13 protein-coding genes are annotated in these 17,086 nt (G+C 51.9%); 10 read left to right on the forward strand and 3 right to left on the reverse strand.

The genetic code is table 11. The features are described from left to right. Positions 1–256: 256 nt before the first annotated feature. Positions 257–1,492 carry a hypothetical protein gene (locus WG622_RS17940; RefSeq protein WP_339404755.1) on the forward strand — a complete coding sequence of 412 codons (1,236 nt, stop codon included), beginning with the start codon at positions 257–259 and terminating at the stop codon, positions 1,490–1,492. A gap of 247 nt (positions 1,493–1,739) precedes the next feature. On the opposite strand, the gene WG622_RS17945 is transcribed toward WG622_RS17940, so the two are convergent. Continuing rightward, positions 1,740–2,573: a hypothetical protein gene (locus WG622_RS17945; protein WP_339404756.1), complete on the reverse strand. Its 834-nt coding sequence runs from the start codon at positions 2,571–2,573 to the stop codon at positions 1,740–1,742. A gap of 1,063 nt (positions 2,574–3,636) precedes the next feature. On the opposite strand from WG622_RS17945, the gene WG622_RS17950 reads away from it, so the two are divergent. Then, positions 3,637–4,281: a DUF6915 family protein gene (locus tag WG622_RS17950; RefSeq protein ID WP_339404757.1), complete on the forward strand. Its 645-nt coding sequence runs from the start codon at positions 3,637–3,639 to the stop codon at positions 4,279–4,281. Then, on the forward strand, positions 4,278–5,396 hold the full coding sequence (locus tag WG622_RS17955) for a hypothetical protein (protein WP_339404758.1): 1,119 nt from the start codon (positions 4,278–4,280) through the stop codon (positions 5,394–5,396). The genes WG622_RS17950 and WG622_RS17955 overlap by 4 nt, the downstream gene beginning before the upstream one ends. A 402-nt stretch (positions 5,397–5,798) precedes the next feature. Here WG622_RS17955 and WG622_RS17960 read toward each other — a convergent pair. Continuing rightward, positions 5,799–6,925 (reverse strand): IS3 family transposase gene (locus WG622_RS17960; protein ID WP_339404759.1). Its coding sequence is split into 2 segments (ribosomal slippage): positions 5,799–6,661 and positions 6,661–6,925, totalling 1,128 coding nucleotides; the frame shifts between segments, so codons are not numbered across the junction. Between WG622_RS17960 and WG622_RS17965 the strand changes: the two genes are divergently transcribed. From WG622_RS17965 to WG622_RS17980, 4 genes are all read left to right on the forward strand, one after another. Next, positions 6,915–7,235, forward strand: coding sequence for a 2OG-Fe(II) oxygenase family protein (locus tag WG622_RS17965; RefSeq protein WP_339404760.1), 321 nt, complete (start codon positions 6,915–6,917; stop codon positions 7,233–7,235). The two genes, WG622_RS17960 and WG622_RS17965, sit on opposite strands and share 11 nt — an antisense overlap. Before the next feature lie 535 nt (positions 7,236–7,770). Further along, the gene (locus WG622_RS17970; RefSeq protein WP_303963516.1) at positions 7,771–8,169 is read left to right on the forward strand and encodes a hypothetical protein; all 399 of its coding nucleotides are present in this window, start codon (positions 7,771–7,773) and stop codon (positions 8,167–8,169) included. Between the two features lie 456 nt (positions 8,170–8,625). Beyond that, complete coding sequence (locus WG622_RS17975) at positions 8,626–8,958, forward strand: type II toxin-antitoxin system RelE/ParE family toxin (RefSeq protein WP_339404761.1); 333 nt, start codon at positions 8,626–8,628, stop codon at positions 8,956–8,958. 3 nt (positions 8,959–8,961) lie between these two features. Then, positions 8,962–9,240 carry a helix-turn-helix domain-containing protein gene (locus WG622_RS17980; protein ID WP_303963522.1) on the forward strand — a complete coding sequence of 93 codons (279 nt, stop codon included), beginning with the start codon at positions 8,962–8,964 and terminating at the stop codon, positions 9,238–9,240. Positions 9,241–9,471: 231 nt separating this feature from the next. Here WG622_RS17980 and WG622_RS17985 read toward each other — a convergent pair whose 3' ends face one another. Beyond that, complete coding sequence (locus WG622_RS17985) at positions 9,472–14,556, reverse strand: AAA family ATPase (RefSeq protein ID WP_339404762.1); 5,085 nt, start codon at positions 14,554–14,556, stop codon at positions 9,472–9,474. Between the two features lie 724 nt (positions 14,557–15,280). Between WG622_RS17985 and WG622_RS17990 the strand changes: the two genes are divergently transcribed. From WG622_RS17990 to WG622_RS18000, 3 genes are read left to right on the forward strand one after another with little or no spacing between them, the layout of a single operon-like run. After that, positions 15,281–15,661 carry a hypothetical protein gene (locus WG622_RS17990; protein ID WP_339404763.1) on the forward strand — a complete coding sequence of 127 codons (381 nt, stop codon included), beginning with the start codon at positions 15,281–15,283 and terminating at the stop codon, positions 15,659–15,661. Continuing rightward, positions 15,651–16,358 carry a nucleotide-binding protein gene (locus tag WG622_RS17995; RefSeq protein WP_339404764.1) on the forward strand — a complete coding sequence of 236 codons (708 nt, stop codon included), beginning with the start codon at positions 15,651–15,653 and terminating at the stop codon, positions 16,356–16,358. Before WG622_RS17990 ends, WG622_RS17995 begins: the two co-directional genes overlap by 11 nt. After that, positions 16,351–16,947, forward strand: coding sequence for a hypothetical protein (locus WG622_RS18000; RefSeq protein ID WP_339404765.1), 597 nt, complete (start codon positions 16,351–16,353; stop codon positions 16,945–16,947). The genes WG622_RS17995 and WG622_RS18000 overlap by 8 nt, the downstream gene beginning before the upstream one ends. Positions 16,948–17,086 lie beyond the last annotated feature (139 nt).

Below are 17,086 nucleotides of genomic sequence, written 5' to 3' on the forward strand. Positions count from 1 at the left end.
ACCGCGTGGGCAATGATCGAAGGCGGGAACCGGTGCCGCTTGTAGCTGATGGAAGGTGTCTGCATCGCCGTGACCTACGTAGCAAACAGCAAGGAGGCAATCGCTACCCGATTAACGTGACAACTCCCTCTACAGATATTGGACAAAGTGATAACTAATTGCTTTGGAAGCCGGTTTACTGCTTGCGGGATTACATTTTGCGCATCTGCGCCACCTCCCCGACTCTTGCCGAAAGCAATAAATGAAGGCCGTTTTCATGAAAATATTTTACTCGTGGCAGATGGATGCCCCTCGCAAGATCAACAAGAATTTCATCCATAACGCGCTGCTACTCGCTGTTGGGAAGTTAGGCGATGATCTAGATATTGATGAAGCAGAGCGTGAAAATATTGAAGTGGATCAGGACACCCAGGGCGTCCTTGGATCGCCAGACGTCGTTCGGGTCATCCTCGACAAGATCGCTTCATCAGATGTTGTTGTCGCGGATGTTTCCCTCGTGGGCACGGGGCAAGCTCAGAAAAAGCACATTAACAGCAACGTCGCCATCGAACTCGGTTACTCTTATGGGAAACTCGGTGACTCCGCTGTCATCAAGTTGATGAACACACATTACGGCGAGGCCACTGAACTCCCCTTCGACCTTCGAACTCGCCGCCATCCTGTCCAATATTCCCTTCCCCCGGACGCAGACAAAGACACCATCTCCGCGGAGCAAAGAAAACTTGCCAGAGAGCTGACACATATTCTCAAGCTTTATTTGAAGAAAGGATCGACTAAGCAGACCGCGCAACACCAAGAGGTGTCTAGTACCAACTTTCGAGGCGCCTACTGGACATCGGATCACCCCATCGTCCCAGCGCATCGACCCTACGTTCGGAATGATACCTACTGCGGCGCAGCGAGCGTAGTCTACACGAGGCTCATTCCTGAACTAGAGTTGCCGGACATTAGCAGCCGGGAAGCAGTAGACGCCACTGCCGGCCTTTGGCCTTTGTTGTCGGAAGGAGGATGCAGTCGTTCTCGCAATCGTTGGGGGGCAGTCTCACATTGTATCGCAAACGATGGAGACCTGATAGGTTTCACCCAAATTTTCAAAAACCGTGAAATTTGGGGAGTGGACTGCTACTACGCTGATTTGTGGACAAGCGCTGAGGATGAGGGTGAAGAATCCATTCGGTACTTACCTACAGGGGCCATTCAGCGCGAGTACTATCGATCAATTGCCAGCATGATAGACACTGCCCAGAAGCTCGGCTATGGCGATAGCTTTACTGTCGAGATGGGTATTTCGGGTGCTAACGGTTTGCACCTAGCAATCGACCGGCGATATTTCTCAAAGTTTCCAGGCCCAATTTACGAAGACGAAGTTTCCTTTCGCACCACCTTTAAGAAGGGGCAGAATATTGGGGAGTTGATGAACCAATTTTGGAAGATGTTGTTTGACGAAGTTGGAAGCGAAGTTCCTGAGGAATTGATCTACTCCGCGCAGTGACTGGCAGTATGGCTCCTAAAAGGGGTCGATTCCGGTAGGGGGCAGGTTCGTATCATAAGCCCTGATCCCCTCTACGACGCAACGAGTGACAAGCTTGAGCCCAAATTGACTGATGCTGCAGCGGGAACCTATGTCGGCTATCGATTTTCCGTCAGTTTTGCCCAGTAGCTTGGGATCAACTCTATCGGTTCGATTAGCACTGGATCGTCTGAAATTATTTGTTCGCGACGTGCACCAAGGATAGCGCTCACCCCATCAGCCATGATGAACGTAAGGCGACAGCTAGCACCAAGTCGATCAGTTTCCTTGGGGTTCGGACTGTAGAAACATGTGACGCGGCTGGGACCGAGTGCGCTGTCAGCGTAGCGTTTGGCCAGTTCTGGTTCTTCGCGATCAGATGGGCCGGGCGTAGCATCTGTTCTGAACCCAAATCGCATCGCCGTTTATCAAGGCACCAGATGCTATCGGCTTGGTCAGGACGGACCTGATTGCACCATCGCTCGACTTTCTCTTGCGTGAGGCAGTAGTCATTCCCCGTGCGGCAGTCCTGTTCAACCGTTGAAATGCTGATAGTGCGGAAAACGATGGGATCTCTACGTTCTTTCAAGAGCACTTCATCGGGTTTTGTTAAAATGGAAACAGGGTTGATCAGGTTTGTAGTGCATCCGAAAAGCCCAGCTTGGACTCCCGGAGCGCAGTCATCAATCACTGCTAAACGAGGACTGGCCGGAAATGCCACTTTGTGCCCAGATAACGTGCCCTTGAAATCTGCGCGTTTGATCGCGTCAGCCAGAACAATTCGATCCTTAGCGACTTGGCGCTTTGCAGTTTCACGCTGCGCAACGGGCCAGAGTGTCACCGATGCGGTCAGCCCCGCGATTGCAACCCCAGCCGCCCATGAGACCCACTTCGGTTGTTGGCATCCGATCCACAGCACAATTGCAGCGCCTGCCATGCCGAGTGCCGCGCTGCTTCCCACAAATGGAACCAGCATTATGGGCCCGAGCGGGAAGAAAGCAAAGTTCGGAACCGAACCAATGCCCTGAACAGGAGCATTGGCCGGACCCATTAGCAAAATCAAAGGGACAACTCCCAGTATCACTCCCCAGATGAAAGCTTTAAGCGGGTTTCTAACAAATCGCAAAGTAAGCGCGAACCCATTGAGAAATCCTAAAAAAATGAATAAAAGCATACGACTTAATAACACTGGCGTCGAACTGTTGCGCTAGATCTAATCGCTCTTTTATGAGAATTCGCACTTGAATGGTCTGCAAAACTGTCTTTGGTGATTGCACAGCTGCCGCTCGTGTAACACGCGGCATCGGTTCAAACGGGATCGAACTTGCCATTCCTTGCTTTGCAGCGCATGCGGACCCGCTAAATGACCGCTTTGCGGACTTTTTTGACCTTCGCGGCAGCTTCGCTAGTGACCGCTTTTGTTATTCTTGGAGTCAAAAAACGGCTTTTCAATAAGCCAACATGTCCAATCACCGGCAATTCCAGAAAGAAGCCCAATGGACAGAATACGCACCCAAGCGACATCTACCGTTGCGGCCTCAAACGCAAAAAACTGATGCTATTTAGCCGATCAAACCTCCTGCTATGTGGGCTACGAGAAGAGGTTGTTTAAAGAAAAATAAGCCCTTAGCCATGCGCAACAAAACTAACAATGGCATGGAACCAAGAACGATGAGAAGTATGAATGGTTGTGCGATTGCCCAAACGGCTATTCCCTTAAAAAAACTGCGAAGAAACCGGCGTCCAAGAACATTATAGAGATGCAAACGACTAGAGCGCCGGCTTGCAACGAAACAAAGCAATCAATCAATGCATGTACTAGACTGAATATTCTTTCTGCAAACTCATGCAGCCCTCGATGATCTGGCCGCCATACTTAATGCAATCGTCATTTTTTTCCATAAACTCTAAAACAGATCTTTTCCCTTTGCTAAATATCCGAATTTGACTGTCAATCCGACCGTTTTGGGCAAAATTCTTCCCCTAACGAACTAAGCACTAGATCAATTGGTTATAGTTTTGAGAAAACAGAACTAGCCCAACCTTGATTCTTGCTGCGTAGTGCTTGAGTGTCAGCTTTGACTATTGCTTTCGACCAGCATCCAATTGAAAAGAAATAAAAACCAATGCGCCCATTTCAGCATGCGCAAGCAAGCGCGCCGATTACCAATGACTGGAAGAAAGACTTGGCCGTCCACGAATTTATGGATTCAACCAAATTTGCTTGTGCGGATCGACGGCATCGGGTCGTTTTGCACCACATTGATTTAGGCGCAGCCATAGTAGCACGCGCTTTCCCTCACAGACAGGATACCGCGAAATTGGTAGAGCAACATGTCTGCGAAGACCTTGGACACGCGGTTTCACTAGAAGACTGGTTTGACATTGTAGACTCCGCTCGGCTGCCTTCGCCGATCCATCGACGCGTTGACAGTGGATACGGCAAGGTCGCACAATATGTCTCAGGGCGCCTGTCGCAATCTGCCCATCCAGAGGCCAATGCGGTCTGTGAATTTTTATTCAGCCCAACAACTTATCTGTCAGCTGATCCGTTGAGGGCACTATCTTTGATGATGAATTCGTGCGGTCCAATGATTGTTCGCAAAGTCTTTGGGAAGCCTCGCACAATGCCTGACGGCAAGATCGTAGATTTTGGCTGGATCGCAGAAGCAGCAATATTTACAGCCTTTGGCAGAATTCCCGATCTGCGAGAGATTATCGATTGCTGGGACTTTGAACCCACGAGAAAAGAAATGGCGACGACCAAATGACAGAAATTGCTAGGGAAACTGAACTCCTCACCGTCCTCAAAACGGTCACAGATCAACTCAACACTCTAGGTGAAGAGTTGATCTTTATTGGCGAATGCCCGAACAAATTCAACGACGCTGACCACGACGATATTTGGTACGCCGTGCAAGCAGGTAAGACGTTTTGGGAGCAATCACATTTTTTTAAGTACAGTAGCGTACCGACAGTCCGAGAACACTCTTCGTTCACGTTGGACGCAACCGAAGAGCAAATCTTAGAAGCTGGTTCAGCCGTCGCGAGTGATCGCATCGCTTTCTTGCGAGAGCAGCTTGGACAATTGCAAAAAGCAGATTGGCGCGGACTTTGTGGCTGGGATGCACTTGCTGCACTCGTATATGAGTTAGACAGATGGTGGTTGATTTTAGAACGCCCAAACATTTCTGACGGCGAGGTTTTCACCTGGGACTTCGATGGTTTTTTCTTTGTCGGGGCGGTAGAACGCATCGATCAGGTCGTCGGCGGTAACAGCGCCCTGACTTTCAAATCCGTATCGGACGAAGAACTTGATAGGCTGAGCGGCCCCTCAAAAGCCTTCTTCTTTCCTACTTGCAAAGAAATGAGTGCCCACAAGAAACTGTCCGAGATCACTTGGTCAGCGGTTCAGGAAATCCGACTTGCTACGAAAGACGCTGTAGCTCTCAAGTCAGGAAAATCGAAAGGTTTCCATTCAACTGGTGCTCGCGAATGGAGCGCAAACATGCCGATCAGCTACTCAGGTTCGCTAAGACATCGCGAAGGTGAATACCGCAAACCGACGAACGGCAAATGGCCTAAGTATCAACAAAACCCTCGCGCGGAGCCAACAGAGTACTCTGATTTGGCAAAAGCATTGCACACTACGATTGGAAGGCTGGAGGATCACGGTTGGAGGGGGCTCTTTTCGGAAGCCTTTGGCGAGACGCTGGAAATAGGACAAACGCTTGCAATTTTTGCCGACAAAGATCTTGCTGCACTTGTACGTGACAATTCCGCTTTTCTGATTGAGCCAAAACAAATTTCGTTTTTGGGAATAGTGGACTATCCGAATTGTGGTCGTCCTGATGAAGTTCTAAGTAAGTTAAGGCTGCGTCTATGAGGCGTTACGACTTACTGGCAAACTTAGGCGGCAACAGTGATTGTCGAACCGGTTTTCGAAATTCTACTTGAAAAGAACAAACCAGACTTATTCAAAATTTTGTACGGTTCTTAGCTCATTCCTGAGCTCGGACTCCAGCCTAAGCACTTCCGTATGAGAAAGCTTGTGGTACTGGACATTTCCGAGATAGGAAAATTTGAAAATGACCGGTGCATCTATTGATCTAGTATAGTACACAGTAAATGACTTAGACACAGAAGTCGTTTTGTAGACTGAATGTCGAAACAAGACGAGCCTGTCTAAGAGGTTTAATTTTGCCAAGCCCTAATCCCCACGAAGTTAATTTTTTGTCAATAGTCCTGCAGTACTGATCAGCCCCACCTGAGTGGTCCAGTTTGACTGTTAGTGCATTATTGGCCTGGGTTCCATCGGGACGATGGTTTCCGGGGCCGGTGGGCGGTAGCCCAAGGCACTGTGTGGTCGTTTCGTGTTGTAGTGTTTCCTCCATTCTTCAATCAGGATTTGCGCCTCCCTTAGCGAGTAGAAGACCTCGCCGTTAAGCAGTTCATCCCGAAGCCTTGCATTGAAGCTTTCGCAGTATCCGTTCTCCCAAGGCGATCCCGGCTCAATATAGGCGGTCTTAGCACCGACCGCTGCAATCCAATCGCGGACGGCCTGAGCAATGAACTCCGGGCCGTTGTCCGACCGAATAAAGGCAGGAACGCCGCGCAAGATAAACAAGTCCGTCAGCGCATCGATAACCTCTGTCGAGCTCAGCTTCCGTTTCACTCGGATCGCCAAGCATTCCCGGCTGTGTTCATCCAAGACATTGAGCGTTCGGAACGCTTTCCCGTCATCGGTTCGATGATGCACGAAGTCATACGACCATACATGGTTGCGGTACTCCGGTCGTAAACGAACACACGAGCCATCGTTGAGCCAGAGCCTCCCTTTCTTCGGCTGTTTCATTGGCACTTTGAGCCCTTCACGCCGCCACAGACGTTCGACACGCTTGTCGTTCACAAGCCATCCGGCGTCTCTGAGCAAAGCTGCGATCCGGCGGTAGCCATACCGCCCATACTGGCGGGCCAGTTCGATCATATCAGCCACGAGACGCTCCTCGTCAGCACGGCCAACCGGCAAACGACGTTGTGTGGACCGGTGCTGTCCCAGGACACGACAGGCTCGCCGCTCCGATACACTGAACTGGCTGCGTACATGATTGATACAGGCACGACGACGCGAAGGGCTCAGTAGTTTCCCCGTGCAGCTTCCGACAGGATGAGTTTGTCCAACGTAAGATCTGACACAGCTCGACGCAGCCGATCATTCTCTTTTTGAAGCCTCTTTAGTTCCTTCAGTTGGTCGGTTCCCATGCCGCCGTATTGCTTACGCCAGCGATAGAATGTCTGTTCCGTTATCTGAACCTGCCTGATTGCATCAATGCGCGGCATTCCCTGGCCGCACAGCACCTCAACCTGCCGTAACTTAGTGACAATCTCTTCCGGCTTATGACGCTTGATTCCCATATCTGATCCTCCGTTTCCTAACTATAGGGGCGGACCAGTTCAGTGGGGGAGGCTCAACATCGGAGACCTCGTGCAACGCCTTACCAATGACGTCTACTTGGCGAATTTGCATCGTGTTGTGAATACTTCTGGGCGCGAGCGCTACTCCATTCCGTTTTTCATCGACGCTGACTACGAAGCCGAGTTTGCGCCGTTGCCAAGCTGTGTCAGTGCGGAAAATCCAGCCCGTTATGAGCCGGTAACCTGTGGTCGTCACAAGTTCTCTCGCTTTGTGGAAAGTTTCCCGCATCTGGCCAAAGAGTATTTGTAACCAGGGACAATTTACTATCGGCAAGACCAGCCAACAACAGATTTGCATCAACTATTAAGTGGATAGTAGGGCAAACGCTTATACGTTGACCCTAAAGTGCGGTCGTCAAAGTAAATAGTTTCCTATTTATGTATTGTCCGCAAATCTGACGTTGGCGCAGCCTGCAGCGAAAATCCGCTTTTCGCCCTTGGAAAACACGCTATCATGTCCCCTTCCAATAGATCGATGATTGCCGGTGCCCAGGCAGCCACTAGAGCGGCTATGGCTGACCAACGCAACCGGAAACCCTAGAGCAACCAGGACTCCTCTATAGCGCTTCAAGCGCTCCTTGTGTTTTCCGTAAGCACCGGGATATCGAACGAACTAGCCTTTCATTGGCTTGATGGACTGAGCATGAGAGGATCGAACTTGTGGCTAGAAATGCCGCAGGACTGGAGACAACATGTTGAATTTCAATCGTCTAATTTTCAAAAAGTGGCGCTTTTCGCCAACTTGAATATACTCGTTTCATTGAAACATTATTTTGGAGAAATTTATGAACACCAAACTTGCTGCAGCGCTTTGCCTTATGTCGTCTGTTTCTTCACCACTGATGGCTCATGGAACAAACAATCCAACAGTTTACGATTTCAGGAGCAATGCTGTGCTCGACGAGATCTGCAAAGGAGTTACGATTTCATCCCCTGCGCTATATGTCAGTTGCGCCAACTACAATAGGGTTCAGATTCACATCCCATGGCAGGAAGGGCGCACCTGTGGGAAACCTTTAGACAACGCACCATGCGACTATACTCAAGCTAAGCACGAGTGCGAACACCATGGTTTTCCTGATGCCGATTATTATTCTTCGGAGGGTGGTCTGTTCTCAGTCAACGGCGGTCCGAGAAGCGCCATTACCACGTTGATCTGCAAACGATCAAAAGAGATGCCGTAGAACGAATAAAAACCCTGCCATTCATTACAGCGGGGCGACTTTATTAACAATGAATGGCTACCTACATTTCTTCTCCAGATGGGTCGATCACAAACAGGTGCAAGTTTGAACCGGCCTCCAAAACGCACATTCGACCTTCTGGGAAATACCCTGTAGCGGTCCATGATCCGGTCGTCGGATTCATCCAAAGCTCAAACACACCAAAACTGTTGATGCCATTTCGCGACCACTTCTTCTCTGTGTCTCTCTTTGAGAGAGGCAGACATAGTCTCACGCTTTTCACACTGGGAACAATAGTTGTACGACGATGAGAGCGCCACAGCGGTAGAGAAGGTTGTGAGTATCATGGCTTTCCTCCCAGAGGGGATGTGAAGCATTGACCCATCGCTAGTATGGGTCGCCAGAAAAGTGACCCAATGGGGTTGCATTAGTAACCCAACGGGTTATATTTGTTTGATGCAAACAGTCGCGGAAATGCCCCTATTTACAAAGCAAGCTGCGGATTTGTTTGATGACGAAGAGAAAGAAGACATCATTGACTTATTGTCAGTGGACCCAGAGTGCGGAGATATTATTCCGGGAACGGGTGGTGTTAGAAAAGTGCGCTTCGCACTTCCAGGTCGTGGTAAAAGAGGCGGTGCCCGCGTCGTTTACTACTACTTAGATGACACAATCCCATTGCTGGCATTGGCTGTCTACGCAAAGAACAAGAAAATTGACTTATCGCCTGATGAGAAAAAGGCAATGATGAAATTGACTGCAGCAATCAAGGCCGCTGCTAGGAGATAAGAAATGGCAACTGTCGGTGACGAACTAATTGAATCACTGGGACAAGCTTTGGAATTTGTAAGCGGGGAAGGCGCCGCCATCGTTCATGAGCCCTCAGACCCAAAATCAATTCGAAAGAAAGCAAAGCTAACACAGCGTGAAATGGCCCCTTTAGTCGGAATGAGCCTTTCCGGCTATCGAAAATGGGAACAAGGAGAGCGAGTAGTTAGCGGACCTGCTGCGGTGCTGTTGAAAGTTCTCGATAAAGAACCAGAAGCCTTCAAGCGAGCGGTTACAAGCTAGGTTTGAAAAGGATGGATATTCCGCCAATCTTTGTTCTCGTAGAGTCCGCTTACTGCACATCAATGTCTTGTAGTTCACAAACACAAATTTGGCACCGGCAAGCTTTACGGCGAAATTTCATAAAAACAAAATGCAAAAGTGAAGGCAGAAATCGCGACCGCGCGGAAAAACTGCTAATAGAAAATCAAGGTGCGTATTCCGGATTGCGTGCTTAAAGGGTGCTGTAAAAAATTATCGCCCTGGTCCCATATCGTTCCCGCGCTCAATCTCCTGCTGCCGTTTGTGCTCTTGCTCAGCCCGCAAACGCTCAACACCTTCTTTATGTGCAATCGGCGTAAGCCGTGCTTCATACCCTCGTGACCCAGGCACTTCCAGGATCCTCGATATAAAGTTCGTCGGAATGAACTGACTGAACCAGGTGCGGGTTTCATTTTCTACAGTCATTCCGGGGGCGTTGAATGGGAGTATTGGATTTTGCATCGCTTGGACATCATGCCATCCGACAAACTTCGACAACCTCTGCAAGCGATCTTGGAATTGTTGGTCTGTGATCCGACCATCGGTTTTCCCGTGCATTAGCCGCTCTAGGTCTTTGCGGCCCTTCATGATTAGATCATAGTCAGGCCCCTGCCCGGTTTCTCTCATCACACTCAGATCATGCAACACGCGTTTCAGCCCGTCGTTTGGCAACTTCTCGGACTGCAACTCGGCACTGTAGATGAGACGGTCTATCGACTTAGCCTCGTCACTGTAAACTGCAGCTTCAACTCGGTTTTTGAGCCGGCCAATGTAGTCGTCATAGTAAGGTCGATCGACATTCCCTAGCCACTCGATATTGTCTGCGGGATCATCTGAGTAAAAGTAGCCCTTTGGGTTAAAGAACTTGTCATTTCGATACTTGTGAGCAACCGAGTTCTCAAACCGCGCTGACCGGATCTGTTCACCAGCTGCCTCGACACCCCGTACCGCCCTAGGTCCAAGTGTCTTAATAATCTCTTCCTGCTCAGCCCCAAAGGCCAGCACTCGCCTGATATCCTCACGGCTGTGCTTCATCTCAATTTGAGCTGCATCCACATAGAGCACTTCAACGTAGCGCGCGATCTCATCCGCCCGCAGCTCTCCCGCAGACAACCCGCGCGCTGCAGGACCAGAGAGCTCGCGCTCCATAACGCGCCGGCCGGCACGATTGTCGGGACCCGACATCCAACGGATCAGCATTCGGGCCGCATCGATCTCATTCTTCGGCAAACGCGGAAGCCCGTGGCTCATAGACCAATCAATCCGCGCACCACCATAACGGCGTACTTCCCGCATCATTGTGGTTGGTCGCTGACCTGAGCGATACTGAGAACTGTTGTACGCACGTTGCCCACCAAGGTTCTGCGCAGCGAAGTCTTTAAACACGCTTGGATCTTCTTTGCCGGTTGACCGGAATGGCGATAGCTCAAGGAAGTCGGCAGCTACATTCCTGTTAATCACCCGCTCTGCCGCTGTCTTGACCCAAACATCTGCATCCACGCGTGGCACGTGCAGAACAGAAGTCTCGGTTGCGCGGGTAAGCCCACTATAAAGAACACCGCGATCGCCACGTAGACCGCCTAGCATATGAACAGAGTCAATGCCTGCCGGCGCCTGGCGCAAGGTCGCGCCCCACCCATATTCCAGCTGCAGCGCGCGCGGATCCGCGTGAACAACACGACCGTCTCGCCCCTGACCGGTCCCCTGCCCCTCAAGCCTTAAGCTGAGACGGATTTCAGATGCCGCTAGGACCTCAGCGCGCTGCCCGCCCTTGACCTGAACACCACGATCCGCGCCGGTAATATGCACCATGTCGCCAGCACCAAGCGCGATGGTTTCACCATCCTTTTGCACCACTTCAAGCCGAGCCACATCCGGCGTCTCGCGCAGCATCGTGGCATTCAGCTCTTCCAACATCGCATAGGACTGCGTAAGAATAATCTTGGAGTGAGAACTATCCTCGCGATAGGCCGCAAGCGCACCATCAAGGGCTGCATCAATCCCGTCATAACCAACCAGCCGGCCGCGCTCAGAAAGACGCTCTGACAACCCATGCGCTGCTCCGGCCTCATTCATATAGACCCGTTCCAGAAGATCACGGCTGACCGGATCAAAGCCACGACCACCTGCAAGCGTATAGGTTGCTGTGCCATTATCTATAAGATGCGCAAAGGCATTGGAGCGCTCATAAGATCCAATGGCACGCTCATCGCCAGACAACACAACATTTGCCCCTGACTGACTTGCGTGATCAAGCAACTTGGAAAGATCCTCAAACCGCATGCGATGCGCATCATCCACTATATAGAGAGCTGCATCTTGCGAGACCGCGCGATCGACTGAGGACAAAACCGTGTTTTCAGGAATGCCGGTCCCCATCTTACGATGACGCTCCTGCGCCTGGTCACGGCTCCGCGCATCCGGCAAAACCATCACCGACTTGAAGTCACTCGCCTCTGCTGATCGCATGAGCTGATCCGCCAACAGAGATTTCCCAACACCCGCGTCGCCGCGCAGGATCTGCAACCGATGGGTGCCACACCGGATGGCGTCAAAGGCACGGTGCTGCGCCCCGGTTAGAATGCCCGCGCTCTGAACAGAGCTGAATGCCTGACCCTCTGAGGTCAGCAATCGCGCATGCGCATCCGCAAAGATCTTCTCGCGACCCAGCTGCGCTTCGCTGGTCATAACACGCACCGGCACTTCGCTATCTTCCGGCCCCAAAACCACGGCCTCCTGCGACGCCAGCGCCTCCATCACCACGCGCCGGAAACTCATGCCGTCCGGAACATGGCTGGCCACATGCCCTGCCAGGTCTTGAACTGAGAAGGCCGGCAGATCACGCGCCAACGTTTCCAGCGCCTGCACCGGATCCCCAAGCATTTGGTGCCCCAGCTCGGTAACATCTTTCAAACCAGAAGCAGCTGACTTAATGAGCCCCTCATAGTGAGAGACCACTGCCGCAATGTGACCATCTTGATTGATATTGCCGTGACCGCGTTGACCCTCTGTGACCAAGGCATTCTGCTGCACCGCAACTTCCGAGAGTGCGCTTTTGAGCCGCTCCGGATCACCAACACCACGCGCGGACTTGCCAATCTGTTCGGCAAATCCGGCAACGCCGTTTTGGATTTCATCCTCGGGGAGCCACAGGTTCATCGATCCGCGATGGCGCGTCAAAGCCACGTAACCCAAATGGCTATCCATCATGCCAGACCCAAGCACCATCGCGTGTTCCACGGTGATACCCTGAGATTTATGAACCGTCACAGCATAGCCATGCGTCACACGATCAAGATCTGAGGCTTCGACAAAGACCGAAGCCTCAGATCCATCAGCACGAACCTGAACACCCGAGACATCCAAACCAACCACCGACACAAAGGTGCCTTTGGAAAGACCGGACCGCCCGACACCGCGCTGAACATAAAGACGCTCGCCAACAGCCAATTCCAGATTCAAGCCCGAATGTACCTGATAGGTCGCAACATCCCCAAGATGCCCGCCCCTAAGACCCGCCGAACGGATTGCTACGTTGAGATCCCGCACATCCGCATTCCGATGCGCCAAGGCCAAAACCTGACCCTCAAGCGCAGGATTGACCCCTGCCCCATCATCAGCCCCGTCACCGCGAGACCAATAAGCCTCACCCATGCCGGCAACCGCCTGACCAAGCTTGGCGACCTCATGCACAGATCCCTGCGCGTCATAATAGTTCAGGACCAATTCAGGATTGCGCCGCGCCAGCTGCACCGAAGCCTCCCGCTCAAGCGGGTTGCTTTGACGACGCACACTATCAATGGTCACACCGTCAAGCTGCAGGCGCATATCCGCATAAAGCCCGATCTCGCCCACCGGCTGCAGCTGACCCTCATCACCCACAAGCACCAACTTACCGCCACGCCGATCGACAGCTTCAAGCACAGCCCGCATTTGAGATGCACCAACCATCCCCGCCTCATCCATGATGAAGACAAACGGGCGCCGCCCATGATCCGAACTCGTGGCAAAGTAAGACTGCCATGCCGCCAACGTGCGCGCATCCAACCCATCGATTGCCATCTCGGCGGTCGCACGTCCAGACAAAGCACCACCCATCACCGGGATGCCAGCCTCGCGTAGCGCCTCAACCGCCTTGCTCATTGTGAAGGTTTTACCAGCCCCGGCAAAACCCGTCACAAGGCTCAGACGCCGATCACTCAGCATCTCGTCAAGCGCCGCCTGCTGCATTCCATCTAGCTCAGACACCTGCATTGAAGGCATAGGGATACCAAGACGAGACTCTTGCATTTCCCGCGCGCGCACCAAAACACCCGCCCGAATATTCTCACGCATGCCGCTCGCATAAACCGTGCCATCCACACTATCCGGAAGACGCTCAGCCCAGGGCAATGCACCAACCGCAATTGCATCCCCAGACGCCATCACCTGATCGACATATGCCTCACGCGCTTCTTTGGTCTCAAACACCAGACGCGAAGACACCTCCAGCCAGACATCCTCACGCGTAAACTCAGACTTTTGACCAGACACGATCTGCAACATCTGAGCTGGGTTCTCACGAAGATACTCAGCGTTCGCTGCCCGGATCTCCACGTTCCGCGCCATCAGCTCCGCACGCACCTCGGCAGCATATTCATTGCGCTGCTCTGGCCCCACCTTCCGCGTTGGCTCGATATCCAAACCACGATCCGCATAGCTGCGATGATCCACCCGATACTCAAAACCATGCATCTCAAGATGCGCATTGATCACCTCCGCCAGAGCCTCACGCTGCTCCACCAAAGCCTGACGACGATTGCCCAAACGGATCTTGTTGCCCCAGCCATCAGCATCAAGAGACCGCTCAGCATACATCAAATGCACATGCGGATTATTGCCCTTCTCGTGAATAACCCAGTTCGCTAGGTAACCGCGCGCCGTAATCTCACGCGCAACATAGTCACGTACCAGCTCCACATTCTGCTCAACGGAAAGATCCTTCGGCAATGCTATGATCTGCTCACGCGCAAACGTCGCAGTCGCGCGACGATTATGCTCCTGCTCCCGTGCCTCAATATCATTCCACAAACGCGCCGAACGCTCCGCTACACTCTCACCACGACCATCACCATACGCCTCAACAGCCCAGCCCGGCGCACCCTCTGGCAATGCGATCTCTGCATGCACGCAATCTTTCTTCGCCCGAAAGTCAGCAACATCGCCCGTCAGATCCCGATCCATCTTTGCGCCATGACGATAGGCTGCGGCAGCAACCGCGCTCTGCCCTTTCGCTGCAGAAATCACCTTTTGGCTCATATGATAAAAGTCACCTGACATCGCAAAAGCACGCTACACCCCATTGAATGCAAATTCAATATCTAAGTGCGCCGTTATTGACATCGAAAGGTCGATCCCTTAGTCTGCTATTACACCAGCCCGGAACCCAACCAACGTATCACCCTTTTCGAAACAGCTAGGAACTCTCAAAACACCAATAAAACAACGCTACATATCATCCGGGCGGACGCGGGAGCGTCGTATTGCCAGCGTCTGCGCAGGAAAAGTGAATGCGAGAAACAAAAAATCAAAAACGGGCTCGAAATCCCGTTCGACCGAAGGGAGAGGCAGGGAATTTGAACACCTCAAAGCACGCATTCACTTGTCCGGAACGCGCAGACTCAATTTCCGGCGCGAGCCTGCCCCTTAGATCTCGCCAAACATCCCGCCAGGGCATCGTTTGCGGATCTTTGTGCAAGGGTGGGAACTCCACGCCCCCCACCCTGCACAAACAGGGCTCCGCGCCCATAGGGCTTAAAAACAAGGATTGTTGGAAAGCCATTTATAAGAACAGGCTTTGCCTAGTTGCTGCAATGCTATTGCCAGTGCAATGCCTTGCTTTTGTATGGCAGATACATGTTTTGCCTATGCAAGAAATGCTAATGCAATGGCAATGCCATACAAATGTATGCTTTAGCAGTCTTTTGCCATTGCATACGCAGTGCAATGGCATACGATGACTTTGCAAAAGGAGTGCAATGCAATGGCTGGGCAAAAAGGCGCGTTTGAAAACGCTCTCGCAGAGATCGACAATACGAAGTCTAAAAGTGTTCGTGAAACTAAGCCAAAGCCAGCACCCAAGCCATCGACCAATGTGGAACAAAAGGAAGCTCCAAAAGCAGCACCGCGGAAGGCGGTTGCTTCATCTTCTGAGGACTCCGCATCTGGCAAGCGGCGCAAAAAGAAACGGGCGACAAAGACAGTCCCGTTCAGTCAGCGCGTAGATAATGACGTGGTTAATTATTTTTACGACATAGCCAATCAAGAAGATTGGACAATGAATTCTACCCTGCGCCGTGCCGCGAAAGCGCTGGCCGAAAGCAGGGGCGACAATTTAAGTATGAAGGTGAAAGATGAGCTGTAAAATTTGGGCCTGCGTAAACACAAAAGGCGGCACCGGCAAAACAACACTCACCGCAATTCTCGCAAGCGAAATTATCCGTCTGGGCGGCTCCGTCGCATTGGTGGATACGGATCCCAATCAGCCACTGGAGAATTGGCAGAACAAGTTTCCGAAGGAGTCCAGGCTCCCTGTTCTCTTAGATGATGATCCCGATGGCGCGACCCTTGCTGACACCATCGAGCGCGCAACCGAGCTCGCCGATTTTGTGCTGGTCGATACAGAAGGATCTGAGAACATGCGGATGGCACGCCTACCCCGCTTCGTGGATTTGATCTTATTGCCCATGCAATATTCTGAGCTCGACAGACAGGAAGTCGAGAAGGTCGAGGCTTATCTTCAAACCTTGGATGAAAGAATAGACGAACCTATTCCGCGCATCGTTGTTCCTACTCGGGTATCTGCTGCCATTCGCACCAAGACAGAAAAGCAGCTGCGATCTTCACTCACCCAAGCCGACATCCCTGTGCTTGATCCTCCCATATTGGACAAAGACGCATTCAAGCAAATGTTCACTCAAGGCAAGCTTCTGCAGGATCTCCCCTCCTCGTCTGGCATTAAGTCAGCACAGGAGAATGCGCGTGCGGCTTTCGAAGGTTTGGCAAAGACCTACTCAGCGCTCAAAGCGCAGCACAGAGAAGATCAAACCGTAGATGCTTGAGTTCGTAGTCGGTCTGGTTAAGCGCATCATAGCTGTTGCGGTCTTTTGGATTGCCTTGGCAAGTCTGAGCCATGCGCTGGACAATGCAGGCTGGGCATACGCCAACTATCTGTTGGTTGCCCTGCTTGCGCACATCACAATCATCTTAGCGGTACTGTGGATCTCCCAGCCGGAACACCTGCAAAGCCCTGTAAATGCCGTGACCTGTTTGACCGCATTGGTGCTCTTTGTTGTCTGGCCGGTTGTTAAGCTCGATGGTGGGATTGCTGTGACCTTTTTTGAGCGCCAGTACGGGGTTCTTGCGGGATCCGGTTTTGACCGTCTTCTCTTTGCAATCGTGAGTTTGACCGAAGATATCCTGCCGTGGTGTTTATTGGTGCTCTCCGCGTTGCTCATCATTGGAAACATCATTCGCGGCATTCTCTATGTGAGTGATCATCGCAAACAACATCCCAGATCAATCATGGTCAGTTTTGAAAACCGTCAGGGTTTGGGTGAGCGAAAGAAGCGGAAGCAAGGTAGCTCTGTTGAGCCGGATGATGTCCACGCTGATTCAAATGCCAATCCGTTGGATGTTTTCAAAAGCTGAGCCCTCTTCGTTCTATGCAAAGCAGGAAAGCGCGTACCTGGTAATCCCTCGGGGGTGGACCTGATCACGTCAGGGATCAGGGTGGGTACCGCCCACGATCCAACAGCCGCCAAGAAAACGCCGGGGCGCAGACCCCGGC

Origin of the sequence: Cognatishimia coralii, from assembly GCF_037478305.1 — a bacterium.
GTDB lineage: Bacteria > Pseudomonadota > Alphaproteobacteria > Rhodobacterales > Rhodobacteraceae > Cognatishimia > Cognatishimia coralii.